This window comes from Hafnia sp. CBA7124 (assembly GCF_002355555.1).
Lineage (GTDB): Bacteria > Pseudomonadota > Gammaproteobacteria > Enterobacterales > Enterobacteriaceae > Hafnia > Hafnia alvei.
The window spans coordinates 1,885,099-1,902,863 of sequence record NZ_AP017469.1 but is presented as its reverse complement, the minus strand read 5'-3'; the positions used below and the strand labels follow the sequence as shown (position 1 = coordinate 1,902,863).

Genomic DNA, 17,765 nt, shown 5'->3' with positions numbered 1-17,765 from the left:
TTTAAATAATAAGGAAGCCGATAGCATAGATCTCTACGAGTTAAATAAAGCTCTTTAAGGTTATTTGGACCACCTCGATACCGACCTTACTATTTGAAAGGTCGGCACCTGCTCTAGCAGACTTACAATATTAATTATTTATTTTGATTAAATACTAAGGCTAGAAATTATCATTTTCAATGACTCACTGTATTATTCAAAACCTCCTACTCTTTATTTTTTGGCTCTGTAAAACCCCCTACTCGCCATAAATGCATTGAAAACTCAATATAGTCCCTATCCATAAATCACTAGCATTGCAAAGAGCTTAACTCACAATATACTTCTATCAGCGATCAATAGATGTCGAACCTGTCGAAAAACTGCTAAAGATTCTTTGTATATTATATTGCAATAATTATTTAAATATCTCGACTACTAGCTAACGAAATGTTGCATTCGACTATTGGGAAGTCTATGAAAATTCTGTGCTAGCATGCAACACTAAAGCAGTGCTTAACGCGATGAGAAATGAGGCCTAGGTGTTTAAGTAAACCCACACTTATTTTACTATCTAGACATTGTGACCAAAAATCAATAAATAAACTTGAATACTAAGAGAAACGTTTCTCCTAGTATCCATAAAGTAATATCATGTAGCAGGTTTAGTATTAAATGGAGGGCGTGCAAACCACACAATTAGTGTAAGCATTAGAAAAATGCCTGATGAGTAATAAAAAATATCATTTGCAGAAACTAACAAACTTTGTTGTGTAACCTGAGTATTTATATATTGCAACGACTGTGATAAATCCAACCCTTCATAGCTAAGTTTTTTTATTAGTTCTACGCTTTCCTCACTAAAAGTGGATATCGATTCAGATAAATTACTATGATGAAAAGATCCTCCTCGACTCCATAGTGTGATAGTGATCGACGTACCTATTGAACCCGCTAGCGTACGAAAAAAGTTACTCATGCTCGTTGCGGCTGCAAATTTATCGGGAGCTAGCCCAGAAAGCGTGATTGTCGTAAGAGGTAAGAAAAAGCAAGCAACCGCAAAGCCTTGGATAAATTGAGGTACAATAATTGCTGTAAAATCTATATCTGTGTTAAAAGTTATAGCTCTCCAATAATAGCATCCCGAATAAACGATAAAGCTGAATGTTACTAATATCCTCATATCTATTTTATTGCCATAATGGCCAATAATGGGTGCAATTATAAGAGGAATAATACCTATAGGCGAATACGCCAATCCGGCCCATACCGATGTGTATCCAAAGACCTCTTGCAATAATTGTGGCATCAAGACTATTGCCCCAGAATATATTAAATATGCACAACTTATGGCTAGAACACCAATGCAGAAATTGCGAGATCTAAATAAACTTAGATCAATTAACGGATTAGGTGACGTTGCCTCCCAAATAATTAAAAGGATAATAGAGAGAACCGATATAATACACAGCGAAACTATCAGATTAGAACTAAACCAGTCAAGGTCGTTGCCTTTATCTAGCATTATTTGTAAGCAGCCAACACCTAGCACCAGCAAGCTAAGTCCAACCAAGTTTAGCTTCACAGGAACAATGTCTGTCTCTCTACCTCTCAAGACAACTGTAGTTGTTAAAACAACAATAATACCAAAGGGAACATTTATCAAAAATATCCATCCCCAGCTGAAATTATCACAGATATACCCACCTAAAATAGGACCGAATATCGGAGCTATAATGACTGTCATAGACCACAAGGCAAGTGCAATATTTCTTTTTTCTGGTGCATAGTTCCGCAATAGCAGGCTTTGAGATAAAGGAATTAATGGCCCTGCAACTACCCCCTGAATCACTCTAAAAAAAATCAGCACATCTAAGCTGTTAGATAAACCACAACAAAGAGAAGCTAAGGAAAATAATGAAACCGATATAATAAAAAGTTTTAATTCACCAAATCGTAGGGCCAGTCGTCCTGTAATTGGAATGGAGATTGCGTTAGCAACACCAAATGAAGTAATAACCCAAGTACCTTCATTTGTTGAAGAACCAAGAAATCCTGAAATGGTAGGTATAGCTACGTTTGATATAGTTGAATCGAGCATTTGCATAAAAGTCGCCATCGACAATGCAATAGTCACTAAAACTAGATTCATACCTTTGAGAGGAGACATATTATTCGTTTGAGTCGTCATAGAATATCTTAATTGGTATTAATAATTTCGACAATCTCCCGATCTACATCGGCAGTATCTAAAACCAACGTCTTGCTGCTGTACACTGGTGTGCCGCGTTGCGTTTTCGGAAGTGAAGACGCCTCACCACCAATTGTTTTAATTTTCACATTTGTAGACAAACCAATCCTAAGTGGATTATTTTCGAGTTGGTCAATATCAACCATAATTTTAACAGGAACACGTTGAACTACTTTAATCCAATTCCCTGAAGCATTTTGAACAGGAAGTAATGAAAATGCTGAGCCTGTCCCCATGTTAATACCCGTTACATATCCAGTATAAACAACACTATCTCCATATATATCAGTCGTAAAGCTTGCCTTTTGCCCAATTCTGACACGACCTAACTGAGTTTCTTTAAAGTTAGCATTTATCCAAAACTGATCCATTGGAACTATGGCCATCAGGCTCTGCCCTACACTAATATTTTCTCCAACATTCACATTACGCTGTGCGACATAGCCCGTGACTGGACTTTTAATTTTTGTTCGCTGGAGTGTTAGCCAAGCCTCGCGCACAGCATCAGCTGCAGTTTGAATCGATGGCTGATTGGCAAAATTTGTATCACGCAATAGAGCTTGGTTGCTTTTGTATTCTTGCAAAGCGATATTGAGACTGATTTTATTACTTGCGACTAAATTTTTCGCATGCTGAAGAGTTTCATGAGGCACCGCGGCTACACCAGTGAGCCTTGAGTACCGATTCAAATCAGTCAGTGATTGTTCATATGCTATTCTTGCCTTCTCAATATTATCTCTATCAAGCGAGCTATTTATATATAGTTGCCTAACTTTTCGAACTGTTTCTGATAAATTGCTTTTGGCTTTATTATAAGCTAATGTTGCATCCGTACTATCAAGCTGAACCAGTACATCCCCCTTTTTAACAAGGTCTGTATTAGTATAATTTATACTTACGACGCTAGATGCTACCTGGGAAGATATTGATATCTTGTTACCTGATACATAAGCATCATCAGTTGTCTGCAACTCTCTTAGTTCTAAAAACCAGTAGACTGAAAAAACAGATACACATAGAAAAAAAACAATAAAAACCGATAATATCAGTTTATTTCTAGTGAGGTTTACCTTATCTTTTGATAGTTTACTTAAACTCATTTTATTTCCCAAGCATGATACTATTTAGGTAACGAAGACAACAACAAAAATACAGCAACACTATATTATGATAATGTGATCCCACATCTTTATCATCAGGGTTATTAACATAAACGTCCCAACAATAAAACTCGCAGACATTGCTAACATCAAAGCCATCAGTTTCACAAAAAGCCTCATTGAACAACACATACGATGGATTCATGAAATTTATCCACTAGCTACTACAGTAGCTACACGCAACAATATATGCCCTTGGAATAACAAGATGGTGTTATTAAGTAATGCTTCTTGAATACTGCAATAAAATAAGATGCGTTAGAAAAGCCACATTTACTAGCGACATCAAGTATCGAAATATTTTTTGACTCTAGTAAAAACTTTGCTAACTTCAAACGGCTTTTAATTAATATTTTTTTATAGCAAGTTCCCTCTTCTCGCAATCTTCTTTTTAATCCACTAGCGCTCATGCATAGTTCATTAGCTATATCATTGAGTTTCCAGTTTCTAGAGGGACAACTTTCAATAATTGCCTCTACTTGTAGGCATGTAATATGCCTTACTGCGCGTAGTAAATAACTTAATAATTGAGACTGTTCAAAGAAGTAGGATAACAGCATTAACAAATGGGTTACGTACTTAGATTCTTCTTGTTCAGACTGAGCTTGTAATAGCGATAACTCAACCGTTTTGAAAAAAACATCATGCACATCGAAATGTGCACAATAGTAGTCAGAGACTTTTTTTCTATTTCCTAACTTTAACTGCTTCGCAGATAAAAAGCTTATCAACTCATGCAGTAAATTTTGCTTGATAGCTATTTCATGTATATTCTGATATGGAAAATACTTCCTATTCTCACTATTGGTTAACACCATCGTGCTAGAGCCAATGAGCTCATAACCAACTTCAGATTTAAATGAAAAATCTGCGTCACAGCTAAGAAGAAGATAACAGGCATTAGTATCATTAAAACTATGGTTGCACATTATTGATTAGCCTATATAGAATAAATTAAATATTTATAAGATTCATTCTTTATAAATACTAGAACACCTAGTGCTAATTGAAATAGATGTATTTACTCTGTAGAGTTAAATCCACTTTATTTCGTTTAAGCAACGTTGAATTTTAATTTCATCCAACTCAAGATAAATATCCTACACTTAAATCTTGATAAATGTATAAATATAAACTAAACATGATGGCTAGTTGCAAATCTCTATTTCTATTGGAATGTTTTTATAGGCTGGGATGCCGCTTTTTTTATCATGCTGATCCAAGGTAATCATGTGATTAGACTCTGGAAAATATGTAACCGCCGTTTTATCTGCCATTTTATAAATGACTACTTTAAGTTGATTCATCCTTCTATCACTACGAGTCCCATCAGGATTCAGCGCAATTATGTTCACTCGTTCACCGTCATTAACAGAAATGCTGCGAGCTGTTTCTTTGCTTATAAACAATACGTCTCTTTGTCCATATACCCCACGATAACGATCATCCATCCCATAGATTGTTGTATTGTATTGATCGTGACTGCGTACGGTTGCCAATATGATCCCTATGTTATTCGGGATTTTTGGATCTTCTAATAGACTCGTAAAAGTCACGAAATTAGCTCGTCCTGACGCTGTGAGCCATCGCCTTTCAGAAGCAGAATTTGTTAATGTAAAGCCTCCTGGTTTTCTCACTCGTTCATTATAATGACTAAAATCGGGAAACACTTTTTCTATGTGATCTCGAATTAAATCGTAGTTACTCTTCAATTCATCCCAGTTAACCTTTTCCTGCCCTAAAGTTGCTTTAGCTAACCCCGCAATAATTTCACACTCTGATTTCAGATTTTCACTCGCAGGTGTTAGGACTCCACAGGAGGAGTGAACTACTGACATTGAGTCCTCAACGCTAACAAACTGATAATTGCCATTTTGCACATCTTTTTCTGTTCTACCTAAGACAGGGAAGACATAGCTGTTTTTAGAGACTAATAAATGTGAGGTATTTAGCTTCGTTGCTAAGTGTACCGTTAGCTCTAATTCTTTAAACATCGGATATGTAGTTGTACTTTCTGGCATCGCTGCTGCAAAATTCCCACCAAGACAGATTAATGCCTTTGATTTTCCACTGCAGATAGCTTTCATACTTTCAACGGCAGAATGCCCAAATTTTTTTGGCGGTATGAACCCGAATCGTTTATTCAGATTATGGAGTAACTCGCTATTCGGTTTTTCCGTAATCCCTACTGTTCTATCACCTTGAACATTGGAATGACCACGTAGAGGACAGATACCAGCCCCTTCTCTCCCTATATTTCCCTTTAAGAGAAGTAAGTTGACTAATTGCTGCACATTTTGGGTTCCATGTTCGTGCTGTGTTATCCCCATGCCATAGCAAATTATGGTTTTTTTTGCAGATGCATAGCTTGCGGCTAGGTGGTGTATATCTTCTTGACTGATGCCACTGCTCTCAATGATATGTTCCCACGCTGTATTAAGCACATCTGTACGAAGTTCCCTGTATCCATTCGTGTGATTTTGGACAAATTCAATGTCTAAGATCCCTTCTTTACCTTGAGATAAGGACTTTTCATGTAATTCGATTAGACATCTCATTACGCCCTTCATCAAAGCAATATCTCCTCCGACGCGAACATGGTAATACTCACTAGCTAAATGGGTACCTTTGTCGGTTAGCATCTCATAAGGGTTTTGTGGGGCAATAAAGCTCGTAAGTCCGACTTCTTGCATTGGATTTATTGCAATAATTTTCGCCCCTCTCAGCGCTACTTTTCGTAAAGAAGTCAGCATTCTTGGATGGTTTGTTCCAGGATTATGGCCAATACAAATAACTAGGTCGCAGTGGTCAAAGTCCTCTAATTTTACCGTTCCCTTGCCTACTCCAATACTCTCCATGAGTCCAACACTGGTTGGCTCATGACACATGTTTGAGCAGTCTGGGAAATTATTTGTGCCATACATTCTTGCAAAGAGTTGATACAGGAATGCTGCTTCATTGGAGGTCCTCCCTGAGGTATAAAACTCTACAACATCAGGGTCATTGAAAGACTTAAGTTTTTGACCGATTTCAGCAAAAGCTACTTCCCATTCGATGGGTAAATACTTATCAGTAGAGGGTTCATATTTAAGAGGCGTTGTAAGCCTGCCAGTCTGTTCGAGTGCACGAGGTTCCCATCCCAGCAATTCACTTACGGTATTGGTTTTGAAAAATTCAGCATCCGCTCGTTTTTCTGTCGCCTCCCAGGAAACAGCTTTAGCACCATTTTCACACACATCGAAAGATGATGTATGTTTTGGATCCGGCCACGCACATCCTGGACAGTCGAATCCGTCGACTTTATTCATGTGAAAAAGTGCAATTAGACCATGTTGAACATCCATCTCATGTCGAATTGAGCTCACCACCGCTCTGACAGCCCCCCAACCGGCAGCTGCTCCATTATATGGTTTAATCTTTGCTGTCACGATGCTTCCTCTCTAGGATAAAATTTAGTTAATATTTATAAATAAATAAGTCGGTGAATTTTAAGATGACTAACATTAAATACTTTATAAACGATGTTAATATTTCCAATAATTTAATAACACAGTTTATTAATTAATAATAAAACAATCACGAATGGCCCTCTACCAATAAAGTAAGTTTTAAATTTCTATTTAATCAATATTTAGGTTTTAGTCTTTAACTTATAAAATATAATTCACATCAAATATGGAAATCATCAAATTGCCAACTAACCTATTTTTCTTGTTATTTATATCTATATTACTGGTATCGCCAGCACATAGCGAAATCGACATTTCATCCACAAAAACATGGCCTTATGACGGATTATTCCTACTAAGTCATAAAATAAAATTAACAGCTAATCAATTTGTGGAGATGTCAAATGCTGATGATAATGACTTAGTTGACGAAGACGATATAAGAAATGAAGAGAAAATATTCTTAGGCTGCGAATATTCTGATTCGTATACTATTCAAAATTTTGTGTATAAATACACTTAGGTATGCAGTAAAGCCTAAAATATTTCACTGCTAATGTGTAAGATTCAAAAAAACAGTGCAAAAAAAGGATGGAATTTTTCCTTTAATTTTAAGTTTAGCCTACCGTTTTAATTATCATATGAATTTATATGGGATTTGAATTGCACACTTATGCCAGCATCGATTTTATCAGAATGCTGACAATATATTCACCCTGCTGTTACAGACCTTACTAAGCTTTCTCCCCTTCCGAATATACGTTTGTGGCGAGTAGCTTAACGACATGCTACACGTAGTTATTTGTAGTGTAATATGATGAAAAAATAGTTTGCCTCCTATCTTTTGAGTCAACTTCTGAGCAGCTTTCAGAACAGTCGTTCTGAATCATTCAATTTAAAATAAACATGAAAAAACAATAAGTAGGGCCTGCTAGTGCCCTCAATATATTGTAAGGATTAGTGCGTTACTGATTTTGAAAACAATTGGATAACCATAATCCCAAGCGCTATAAGCACCATTCCAGCAATCGCCGGCAGATCGAGTTTTTGTTTATAAATGAAGAACGACATAATCGATACTAAAAAGATTCCCATGCCAGCCCATATGGCATAAGCGATACCGATATTCATCGTTTTTACAACCTGAGACAGACCATAAAATGAAATTGCATAGCCGATGATCACAATTGCGCTTGGTAGCAAGCGGCTAAAGCCCTCAGACGCTTTCATCATCGTGGTTGCCAGCGTTTCAGCGCAAATGGAAATCGCAAGGATAATATAAGTGTTTGGCATAGGATTCTCTTCATACTGTAATGTGCTGGTCATTATACAAGTCTGAAGAATCTATGTGTCAACCACAGCGCAACAGCCCCCACCATAGAACTGCCCCATAATTCATAGACTCTAAGACTCATGTTGCTTTGTTTTCCAGTCAATGATTGTTAGCATTGGGGCCATTGTATCAGCCGTGTTAGCGCTATATTTAAATAGCTTAGTACATACTCTAACTAGGAGGAATTCAGCCGCAATGAAAGCGTATTTTCCTACGTGGCTTCAGCAGTTATCTATCCTCCTCATGTGGGGGCTAATTTTCTATTTAGCCGGATTAACGTCGCTGAAATTCGATGACCCAGACTCATCAATTGCTATTATTTGGTTTCCGGCAGGGGTTGCAGTTGCTGCTTTTCTAAGTGCCCGCTGGAGAGATTACCCAAGCCTAATCGTCATTTTTACACTGGCTAACGTTTTGTTAGATGAGGATTGGAGAAGCCCAGTCACATTTGCTGTTTCGATGCTGTATTCATTTTTGTCGATTCCGTCGACCGTCATCATCGCTTGGGTTGTGCGTCGCTTTGCACGCCTAAATGACGATCTTCATATCATCCTTGTTTGGATCGTGGCGACACTTGTTATCAGCGCAGTGGATTCGTTGGTGGTCGTTGGCGGATTTGCTCTAGTACACGACCAGCCATTCCTTGAACTCTTCTCACAAGGATTTATCGCCGACATCACAGGAATATTCTTCGCAACGCCGATAGTCATGGGATTCATTAATAAGAATGAGTCTTCTTCAGCAAGCAGCTGTGTATCAAAATCAATCGGCTTCGCACTATGGCTACTGCTTTGTGCAACGGCGGGGGTTGTCTTTGGTCATGAATTACCTTGGGTCGCCAAGCATGCCACTGCGCTCTACTTTGGTCTGGCTTGCCTGCCTATCGCGATAGTAATGATAATTTCTGTTTTCTGGGGAAACCTTGGCGGTTCTGTTGCCCTGCTAACGCTAGGCGCTATCGTTATCTATTTTACCGACCAGCACCAAGGCCCCTTCTTTCTGAAAAGCCTAACCTATACCGAATCATTATTTTTAGCCCTGACCTATTTGTCCGCCACCACGTTATTGGTTGTGTTCATTAGAGTCTTGAGGCGCTCGACCAGAAACCATGATCCTGAAACCGGACGTATTGTCGGTAATGGTGTGTTCTATCGACTTAATACATCGTCAGGTTCATTTATTTGGGAAAACGATCTCTCAATACTGCTTGGCAACATGACAGATGGAGCGTTAGACAATCTGGAAGAAGTATTACAACGTGTTCATCCACGTGACAAAGAAAAGCTTCGTTCCCACTGGCTTGCTTGCTCGCAGGATAAACGTGGCTCCATGATTTTCCGTATCCAAACATTCAACGACCAATGGATCACCTTAGTCGATAAAGGCAGTGTGCACATAGTGTTGGACGGTGAAGATATTATCGTAGGTAACTGGCAGGCTAGCCGCTATCACCTTGCCCTCTAAATGCGACCACGATTACTAGATATCGGAGACTAAAGCTTGTGATCCAAATTGTTCTTTTATTATTCGGCGTCGAATTCGTCCAGACGAAAGCAAAATACCTCATGTTGGTCGGTATTTTGTGGGGGGTGCTTGGCGTTAGTATTTTCATCGATGGCCTAGACGGCGTAACCTATTTTCCATTACGCGTATTCGGCACATTATTGTTTGTCGAAAGTTTAGTCACTTTAAGTATTGCGTCCAGTGGTGTTGGAGCACAAAAGGCTGTCCTTTATTTCAAAGGCGCTATTTTTTGTTCAGTATCTATTCTCATTCTGTTTAATAGAGCCTACAGCAATCTTTTATTGGCTATCGTTTTTGGTTTTGCGTTCTTCGTGATAGGGCTGTTTATTATTTCTTCAGCGTGGGTAGTGAGATACCCTCACTGGAAAAATGCGATGCTCGGTGGTATCGCACAGATAATATTTGCATTTTTCATGTTTAGCCCTTATCCGACGCACTATAAGGCCACCGTTCCCATCTTTCTTGGCACACTCATGCTGATTAGCGGTATCAATACAGCGCGCTTGGCGCTCAGGGCGAGACAAATAAGCGAAGGGGTTTCAATTTTTGATCTGCTAGCACCTTCCAATATTCAGAATGACCTGACGAAACACCCTGTCTCTCTTACTAGCGACAGTTCAAATGCTGATTTCATCGGACCGCTTACCGTTCATATTTGGACACCTGTCGGGACAGCAAATACATCGCCGATACCCCGCCCAGTGATTAACCGCTACATCGCTGCGGTTGATACTGACGGCGTGATTTCAACCGGTCATGCTGCGCTGGAACTATCACCGGATATCTATATCAGCCTCTATCCCGAATCAGATATTGACCGATCGCCCTCTGAGTTTCTGAATATTCTAAAAGCAACTCAAGATAATAATGTACCGGGTGTTTTCCAGCCTGATTATGCCACTGAAGCGGCAAACTGGTGTGAGTCAGATCGCAAGATTTATTTCAATCAATACAACGGGATGGCATTATTGCGTTATTGGAAAGGTTATCGGATGACGACGACCTATAACCTGACTTACCGCAACTGTTCAAGCAGCGTTGCATACGCATTAGAAGCGTCGCTAGAAGGTGTACTTTCTGAGCAAAGCAAAAATTGGGGCTCTACCCTACGAACGCTATTTATGCCAGAGCTATGGATAGCGGCTCAGGTGCGGAAACGGGCGCTCTCAATGGCTTGGACTCCGGGATTGGTTATGGATTATGCCCGTGCTCTACGAAGTATTGTTCATCCAGTTCCAGAACCTTGGTACCAACGTTTATCAATTAAATGGCGTGAGCGTTCAAATAGTAGAAAGTAGCCGTAGCTACCTTAATTTCTGGTGCAGGTTGGGCTGCACATTCACATTTTTCGTTTTTGAGTTGGCCTTCTTCTCCAATGATAGTTGGGTTTTTGCCTATCACATGGGCAATTTATTTTGAGGTTATAGCGAGAATTGTTGGTAGGGTTTAATACAGAGAGGTCAATACAATCGCACCTCTCTGTATTTGTAACGTCTATATAAACCTCGCCCCACGCGCCGCTAGCGAAGCCGAAGGTTTTTCGTTAAACAGGCGCTGGCAGATATCGATAGTCGCAAAAAAATCACTAGCACTGAACCTATTTCTCAAGCTATCGCCAGCTCAATCATCTCGAAGATTTTTTTCGCTCCGGCGTTGGATTGCGTCAACGTGATTTTCTGTTTTATTCCTTCTTTCAACCAGAGCGTGATTTGTTTATTCAAAGCACCTGAGAATGTGACCTTCTCAATATTACTGAACCGTGTGAAGAATTTATCTTCATCCTCAAACATGCCCGGCAAACAATAAATGGCCTCATCGGTTAACACTACACCACGATCTCCTTTTCCTATCAGCGTTTCATCAAAGTAAAAAAGGACATCCTCTTTCTTAAGAGGCGGCAATATTCCCGCTGCGGCAACAGCCTGAATAAAATTACCGATTTTTTTATCATTCAGCTCGTCGTAACGATAAAAATTATGATCTTTGTGCGTCACGTAGCGCTGTTCTTTTTCATTGTTCAACCGGTTGACAGGCTGTTCAGCAGCAGGAGTGCTTAATTCCGCCAGTGAACCGGTTAATGATGCGCCCACGGCTCCACTACCAGGAACGATCGTGGAGTTGACCACCGTTTGGGTAACGTTGCGCGTGTAGTCGGCAACGACCGTTCCTCGCGCAGTGGTGTATCCGCTCACCGACTGGGGAAGTTTCGCGGTCGTTTTTACTAAGCTCGTCTGGAATGCAGCACGCAATGAGGCAACAATAGACACAAGCAACAGCACAATCATTGGTACAGATAGCAACGTAATGGAGAAGAGAAACAGACTATGTTTTGGTGTATCCGAACGTTCGCTGATACGCCCGATACATGCCGCTGCCACGAAAAAGTAGACAATTCCACATCCAATTGTCAGCAGCATATTGCTGTCGCCGTAATGATTAAACTGATAGATGACAGGAATTAAGAGGCTAGCATACAGCGCAGCACTCAGCAGAGCATCCGGCAGCAAATTTTGAATGCTCTCAAATGCCCTCGCGATATTGTACAGTATCCAGCATATTAGGATTATCCAGCCAATAACGGGGATCGCAGCGGCGATCGCCATCAAAATAACGCTGGCAACGATCCCACCTAGAATACCGGCAAGGTGTCCTTCAGATGCCAGATAGTAAATAAAAAACAGAAGTGAAAAGCCAATCATCCCGGGAACAACGAGAAAAACAGCTTCCGGTATGAAAAACACGCCAGCCCAAACAACTAATAACACCAAAAAGCAGAGGCCTGGCCCAGTATTCTGCGCTTTCACCGTCACATCCGTATTGTTTGTCATATCCTAATTCAGCCTATTGTCTTCTCGCATTTAGCCGTTTGTTCAAAACGGTATCTATAAAATATAATGCCTGATTAATTTAAAGCCACATTTATCAGTATCTGGTTCTGGAAATTTACGTTAATACAACACGACAGAGTGCCTATAATTTATCTCTGAAGAACTGACGTGTTACCCGCACGCTTACTCATCGTTTTCCACTGCCCTTCTATCGGATTCAGACTGGAGCCGTATGGTGGCAAAGTAATGACACGCTATATTCAGTAGATAATTCCTTATTTTCACCTATCCCGTGGTATCCAGCATCTTCAAGGAGGACAAATACGGCTCAACTTCAAAATGAGGACATCTATAATATACAAATAAAAACAAATTTAAATAAAATAAAACAATAGCATGATTAAAAACTCACGATTTAACGTCTAGCTTTCCTCTAATGCCTTTATGAGGTTCCACTGAATCTCATAAAGGCAAGAAACGTATAAAATCCACGCATTCATAGTGCCATAACGCAACGAGCTGTATTTCTATCGTTTTTGTTATCACGGATTCGTGAAACCGTTGGTGCACCACCGGACTCCCCTATGGATTGGGAACGTACAACTCTGTCGTCTTTGTATTTATCATTATTAGTCCACTCCTTATAAACATCTCGTGTCCATTCCCAGCCGTTGCTAGCCAAGTCATAGAGTCCGAGGGGATTAGGAGGGAACATCCCAACAGGCATCATCTTATATTGCAGCGCTGAGTCTGTACGCTCTTTATCGGTATCCTGCGGCACATTTCTACCGGGCTCAACAATACCGCTATCAGTTGGGTAAAGAATAAATTGACCTCGATTGCGAGCCGCATATTCCCACTGTTGTTCGGTTGGTGAATCCATTTTCTTCCCTGACACTTTCCCCAACCATTGGTGCTCCCTGCCAAGTCAGTAGGACCGGGGTCCATTAGGTCTTACTTACCTCGAACACGTAAAGGGTTATGTCCAAGAAATTTCTTATATTTTAGATACTACAGAACCCCGTCATTTCAAGTTTCTTTTCGCCATGTTTTGTTTTAATAACAACAACGGCGCTAAAGTAGCTCTCTTCTTCATTGTCTAAATCTATTTTGGGTTTTTTAATCGGAGTCAACTTTGTAGTGATAGTTGCATTATTATTTTTAAACACACTAATACCGCTATCTGATGATACTTGTTTCAAAACAGCTATCTTTCCATCCAATTTCATGATGCCAGAGTATGTGCACTGTTCCCCACCAGCAGGACAAATTTCACCTTCAACAAAGTGATAAAAATTCTCGTTCCTATTATCTTCCAAATTCCATGTGCAGACGGGATACGCTAAATCAGCGATCACACGCGCATCAAAACTCTCCGTGATAATGCTGCTTCGTGAAATAGTATCTATGTCTGTAGCAGCGCAAACACTAATACCCGACGACATAAGAACAAAAAAAAGCACTATATTCTTAAACATCTATATTCATCCTTGAATGCCAGTGCATTAGTAATAATATTTCTCTATATATGAAACGAGATGCTAGAGATCTGTTTCAATAAATATCTTCTCAAAGCATACCTACCTTAGCAATAAGCTAATCCGTGTTTCGATCTTTACCCCGCCTTCACCCACAAATCAGGAGGCTATATTATATAAACCTCGCCCCACGCGCCGCTAGCGAAGCTGAAGGCTTCTCGTTAAACAGACGCTGATAATCTGTAGCAAACTGGCTTAAATGCCAGAACCCCCACTGCATGGCAGCATCCTTCACGGTATGACACTCGGAATAGGGGCTGACCAGTTCGCGACGTACCGCATTCAGGCGTAGTGCTTTTAGCCACGCATTCGGCCCGATGCCCAGCACCAGATGAAATGCGTTTTGTAGCGTTCGGCGGCTAACGTGTAGTTCGCGGCATAAATCGAGCACCGTCACGGGTTCAGACGTTTGACTCAGTAAATATTCCCGCGCCTGTGACACTAAGTGCTGATAGTTAATACGGCTATACACTTGGCGGGTTGAGACAGGCTGTGCGTCTTCGAGTAAATGAGTCATCGCCGTGAGCAGGTTATGGCATAGCACTTTGCGCACGTTTGCCCGTTGCATCGATTGCGGGTCAACGCTGCCGTGCGAGAGCGCCTGATGGATGAAATACCACAGCGCTTCTTTTTGATACGCATTCACTTCAAGCGCAGGGTTGTTGTTGAGCAGTTGCAATAGACGATCTGGATCGATAAGCGACGACGCGTGGCTAAACAACACATCATAAGAAACCACCACGCCGAGAATGGTGTAATCATCCGGCGTGCTGAGTTCAAACTCTCTGCCGCCTGGGCGAACCGCAATTTCTTGTGAATCCAACGGCTGTGAGCCGATAAAACCGTGCTCACCGCGCACATCAGGGATGCCAAACCAGAACGCATTCGGCCATACCATGCAAGATTGACGCAGCGTCAGATTGGTGTACTCACGGAAAATCTGCACGCCATCGAACAGGATTTCGGTGAGCTCGCCTTTAAACTTGCCGGGGCGGAGCTGATCATAAAGTTGCTGCCATGCCGTGATGGTACAGGCGTGTTCATACACATCTTGCGACTCGCGCTGATGAACATTTTCACGCTCAACCAGCGGTTTACAATTAACAGGGTCAATGTCCCCAGAAAAAAGATGGTGCAAATTAAGATCTGGCTTCTTTTTCATATGCGCTCCTCGACGGCAACCACGCGTTAACTCATCAGTTGCTGCCAGAATTCTGGATGTGGGTTAGGCACCACCATGCTGTATACCAGCGCGCCTTTTTCTCCTGCTGATTCACTTGCCGACTGCGTGGCCGTGGTAACGTCAGCCACATCGCCACTCATCACCACATAACATTTCCCGCCAATACCGTACGCCATATGCAGACGAATTAGTGTGATGTTTGCGGTTTTAACTGCACAATCAGCCGCTTCAATACAGGCCGCCACGCTGAAGGTTTCCACCACACCCACCGCCTGTTTGTCGGGCATGTCAGTCACGCCGCTGATCGCGGGCAAGACGTCAGGGTGTACATTCGCCAGCAAAAAGCTGTCCACCAGCAACGTACCGCCCTGCTGTTCACCGGTATTTATCGCCTGCGTCACGGCAGCAACATCCCCTCCCACCATCACCACATATTTTCCGGGGCAAACGGTCTTGGCCATTAACAAACCGACGTTGGCACTTTTCAGCATGAAGTCCGTCACCTGCATCCCCTTAGCAATGCTCGACAACTCAACCATCCCGATAGCGTTATAGGTTTTAACCCCTGTGATAGTCCTGCTCTGCGATACCATCTCTCGCTACTCCCTCACCAACGTGATACTGCGTGATCCCACTTGGCTAACCACGCCGGCAATACTGGCGTGCAGCGCTGCACCCAATGCCCCATTCTGCATCTGCGCAATGCACTCACCTTGCGCAACGCGCTGACCCAGCTCGACACAAGGTGAGGCTGGCGCGCCAATATGCTGATTAAGCATCAGTTCAACCCGTTCAGGCTGCCACGCTATCTCTTGCATCGGCGCTTTATGCATAAATGGCGTCAGCCCCAAACGCGCCACCAGCCGTTTCACTGGCAACAGCCGATATTCTGCCATCGGCGAAACCGGGCCTAATTCACCTTGATAGCGAACGCCGTTGGCACGCAGCTCAGCCTTAAGTAATTGATTAATTCGCATCGGGGAGATCTCTACCGGACATGACCACGCCTCACAAACGCCGCACTCCGAGCAGGTTAACGCCGCCGTTACAGACGACAGCGAAGCGATATGCCCATAGCTCACCGAACGCACAATCAAATGCGGCGGCAGTTCATGACCAATTAGATGGCGAGGACACAGTTCGGTGCACATTCCACACTGTTCACATACCGTTTTCGCTTGATTAAGCACCGTCCGCTCACTGCGCATTCGGCGTTCTATCAATAGATGATCGTTCGGGAGAACCAGCAATCCACCGGTGGTTTTCGTGATCGGTTCATCCAGCGATGCTAACAAACGCCCCATCATCGGGCCGCCGTTGATAAAGGCAGGATTGGCAACGGTTGCACCACCAGCCAACGCCAGTGCTTCGCGAAGTGACGTTCCCAACGGCAGCGTGAGCGTTATCGGTTCGGCCACCGCGCCGTTGATGGTTAAAGTACGTTGAGTCACCGGCGTCTGTGTTTCCACCGCCGCGGCAACGTTCAGCAGCGTTTGCACATTGTTCACCACCACGCCAACCGACAGCGGCAGCGACGCAGGCGGAACGCGTCGTCCGGTTGCCAGCCAAATAGTGATCACTTCATCACCTGCTGGATAGACATCCGGCAAGATATGCAAACGAATTCCGGTCGGCAGCAGCGGCGTTAACGCCTCGATGGCAGCGTGATATTTACGCTTAATCGCCACGATGCCCTCGGAGGCCCCCGTGGCACACATGGCATATTGCAGACCACGCAGCAAACGTGCCGCCGACTGAGCAACCAGTTGCTGATCGACCTGTAACAGCGGCTCACATTCCGCGGCGTTAACTAAATAAATCTCCGCCTGCGCCTGAAGTTTAACGTGAGTCGGAAAGCCAGCTCCGCCCGATCCCACCACACCCGCCGCTGCCACCCGAGCACGGATCTCCTCGGGCATTAACGTCATGCGCATTTGGCTCGGGTTATTCATGCCCCTCCTCCTTCGCCACTTTTATACGATAGCGACTCCCTCGCTTACGCAATTTGCCTTCCCGCAGTAGCGCTTCTAGCGTATGTCTTGTCTGCTTCAAGCTCAGTTGAAAGCGAGCGGCCATTTCACCCGCGGTCATACCTTGGGCATGGCTGGCGATCTCCGCAAGCCAGGCTTCTATAGACACACTCTCATCGTCAGAAGACTCGGTTTCAGTCAGCACTGGCGGCGCTATTTCCGCTGCTGGTGCAGCTTCAGGCGCAGGGGATGATGTTGGCGCTAAGCCTCTTAGCCCTAAAATTAACCATTCAGTATCAGGATCGGGACGGCCAATCTCTTTGCGACTAATCACCATGCCGGTTCGGCTGGCTGCCGCCGCGCCAGCATCCAATGCCGCACGGCAAGCCGCCAGATCGCCTTCAATAACCAGCGTCACCAGCCCCGGATCAACCACTTCATGATTGAGAACCCGAACCTGAGCCGCTTTCAGCATGGCGTCAGCGGCGTCAATGCCCGCCACCAAACCTGAAACTTCCAGTAACGCTAGCGCGTTGATCATGGCCATCCT

14 protein-coding genes are annotated in these 17,765 nt (G+C 42.8%); 2 read left to right on the top strand and 12 right to left on the bottom strand.

What is annotated here, in order from left to right:
* Positions 1–631: 631 nt before the first annotated feature.
* From CPY98_RS08710 to CPY98_RS08690, 5 genes are all read right to left on the bottom strand, one after another.
* On the bottom strand, positions 632–2,170 hold the full coding sequence (locus CPY98_RS08710; RefSeq protein WP_096387373.1) for a DHA2 family efflux MFS transporter permease subunit: 1,539 nt from the start codon (positions 2,168–2,170) through the stop codon (positions 632–634).
* 8 nt (positions 2,171–2,178) lie between these two features.
* On the bottom strand, positions 2,179–3,330 hold the full coding sequence (locus CPY98_RS08705) for an EmrA/EmrK family multidrug efflux transporter periplasmic adaptor subunit (RefSeq protein ID WP_096387371.1): 1,152 nt from the start codon (positions 3,328–3,330) through the stop codon (positions 2,179–2,181).
* Between the two features lie 233 nt (positions 3,331–3,563).
* The gene (locus tag CPY98_RS08700; protein WP_051874128.1) at positions 3,564–4,319 is read right to left on the bottom strand and encodes a helix-turn-helix domain-containing protein; all 756 of its coding nucleotides are present in this window, start codon (positions 4,317–4,319) and stop codon (positions 3,564–3,566) included.
* Between the two features lie 219 nt (positions 4,320–4,538).
* Positions 4,539–6,818: an FdhF/YdeP family oxidoreductase gene (locus CPY98_RS08695; RefSeq protein ID WP_096387368.1), complete on the bottom strand. Its 2,280-nt coding sequence runs from the start codon at positions 6,816–6,818 to the stop codon at positions 4,539–4,541.
* A 978-nt stretch (positions 6,819–7,796) separates the two neighbouring features.
* Positions 7,797–8,132 carry a multidrug efflux SMR transporter gene (locus CPY98_RS08690; protein WP_025801799.1) on the bottom strand — a complete coding sequence of 112 codons (336 nt, stop codon included), beginning with the start codon at positions 8,130–8,132 and terminating at the stop codon, positions 7,797–7,799.
* 235 nt (positions 8,133–8,367) lie between these two features.
* Between CPY98_RS08690 and CPY98_RS08685 the strand changes: the two genes are divergently transcribed.
* Both CPY98_RS08685 and CPY98_RS08680 read left to right on the top strand, forming a co-directional pair.
* Complete coding sequence (locus CPY98_RS08685; RefSeq protein ID WP_096387365.1) at positions 8,368–9,636, top strand: MASE1 domain-containing protein; 1,269 nt, start codon at positions 8,368–8,370, stop codon at positions 9,634–9,636.
* Positions 9,637–9,674: 38 nt separating this feature from the next.
* Entirely contained in the window at positions 9,675–10,994 is a 1,320-nt protein-coding gene (locus CPY98_RS08680) for an HdeD family acid-resistance protein (RefSeq protein WP_043492921.1), read from the top strand.
* Between the two features lie 306 nt (positions 10,995–11,300).
* Here CPY98_RS08680 and CPY98_RS08675 read toward each other — a convergent pair whose 3' ends face one another.
* The 7 genes from CPY98_RS08675 to CPY98_RS08645 all read right to left on the bottom strand — a co-directional run bounded on the left by CPY98_RS08675 (position 11,301) and on the right by CPY98_RS08645 (position 17,756).
* The gene (locus CPY98_RS08675) at positions 11,301–12,524 is read right to left on the bottom strand and encodes a hypothetical protein (protein ID WP_096387362.1); all 1,224 of its coding nucleotides are present in this window, start codon (positions 12,522–12,524) and stop codon (positions 11,301–11,303) included.
* Between the two features lie 496 nt (positions 12,525–13,020).
* Positions 13,021–13,422, bottom strand: coding sequence for a formylglycine-generating enzyme family protein (locus CPY98_RS08670; RefSeq protein ID WP_369828319.1), 402 nt, complete (start codon positions 13,420–13,422; stop codon positions 13,021–13,023).
* Between the two features lie 106 nt (positions 13,423–13,528).
* Entirely contained in the window at positions 13,529–14,002 is a 474-nt protein-coding gene (locus tag CPY98_RS08665; protein ID WP_096387356.1) for an adhesin, read from the bottom strand.
* Between the two features lie 172 nt (positions 14,003–14,174).
* Positions 14,175–15,224: an HTH-type transcriptional regulator EutR gene (eutR, locus tag CPY98_RS08660; protein ID WP_046449954.1), complete on the bottom strand. Its 1,050-nt coding sequence runs from the start codon at positions 15,222–15,224 to the stop codon at positions 14,175–14,177.
* Positions 15,225–15,250: 26 nt separating this feature from the next.
* A complete protein-coding gene (locus tag CPY98_RS08655) occupies positions 15,251–15,838 on the bottom strand; it encodes a BMC domain-containing protein (RefSeq protein WP_046449955.1) in 588 nt (195 codons plus the stop codon).
* A 6-nt stretch (positions 15,839–15,844) separates the two neighbouring features.
* Complete coding sequence (locus CPY98_RS08650) at positions 15,845–17,197, bottom strand: 4Fe-4S dicluster domain-containing protein (RefSeq protein ID WP_046449956.1); 1,353 nt, start codon at positions 17,195–17,197, stop codon at positions 15,845–15,847.
* Complete coding sequence (locus CPY98_RS08645) at positions 17,190–17,756, bottom strand: BMC domain-containing protein (RefSeq protein ID WP_096387353.1); 567 nt, start codon at positions 17,754–17,756, stop codon at positions 17,190–17,192. The genes CPY98_RS08650 and CPY98_RS08645 overlap by 8 nt, the downstream gene beginning before the upstream one ends.
* Positions 17,757–17,765 lie beyond the last annotated feature (9 nt).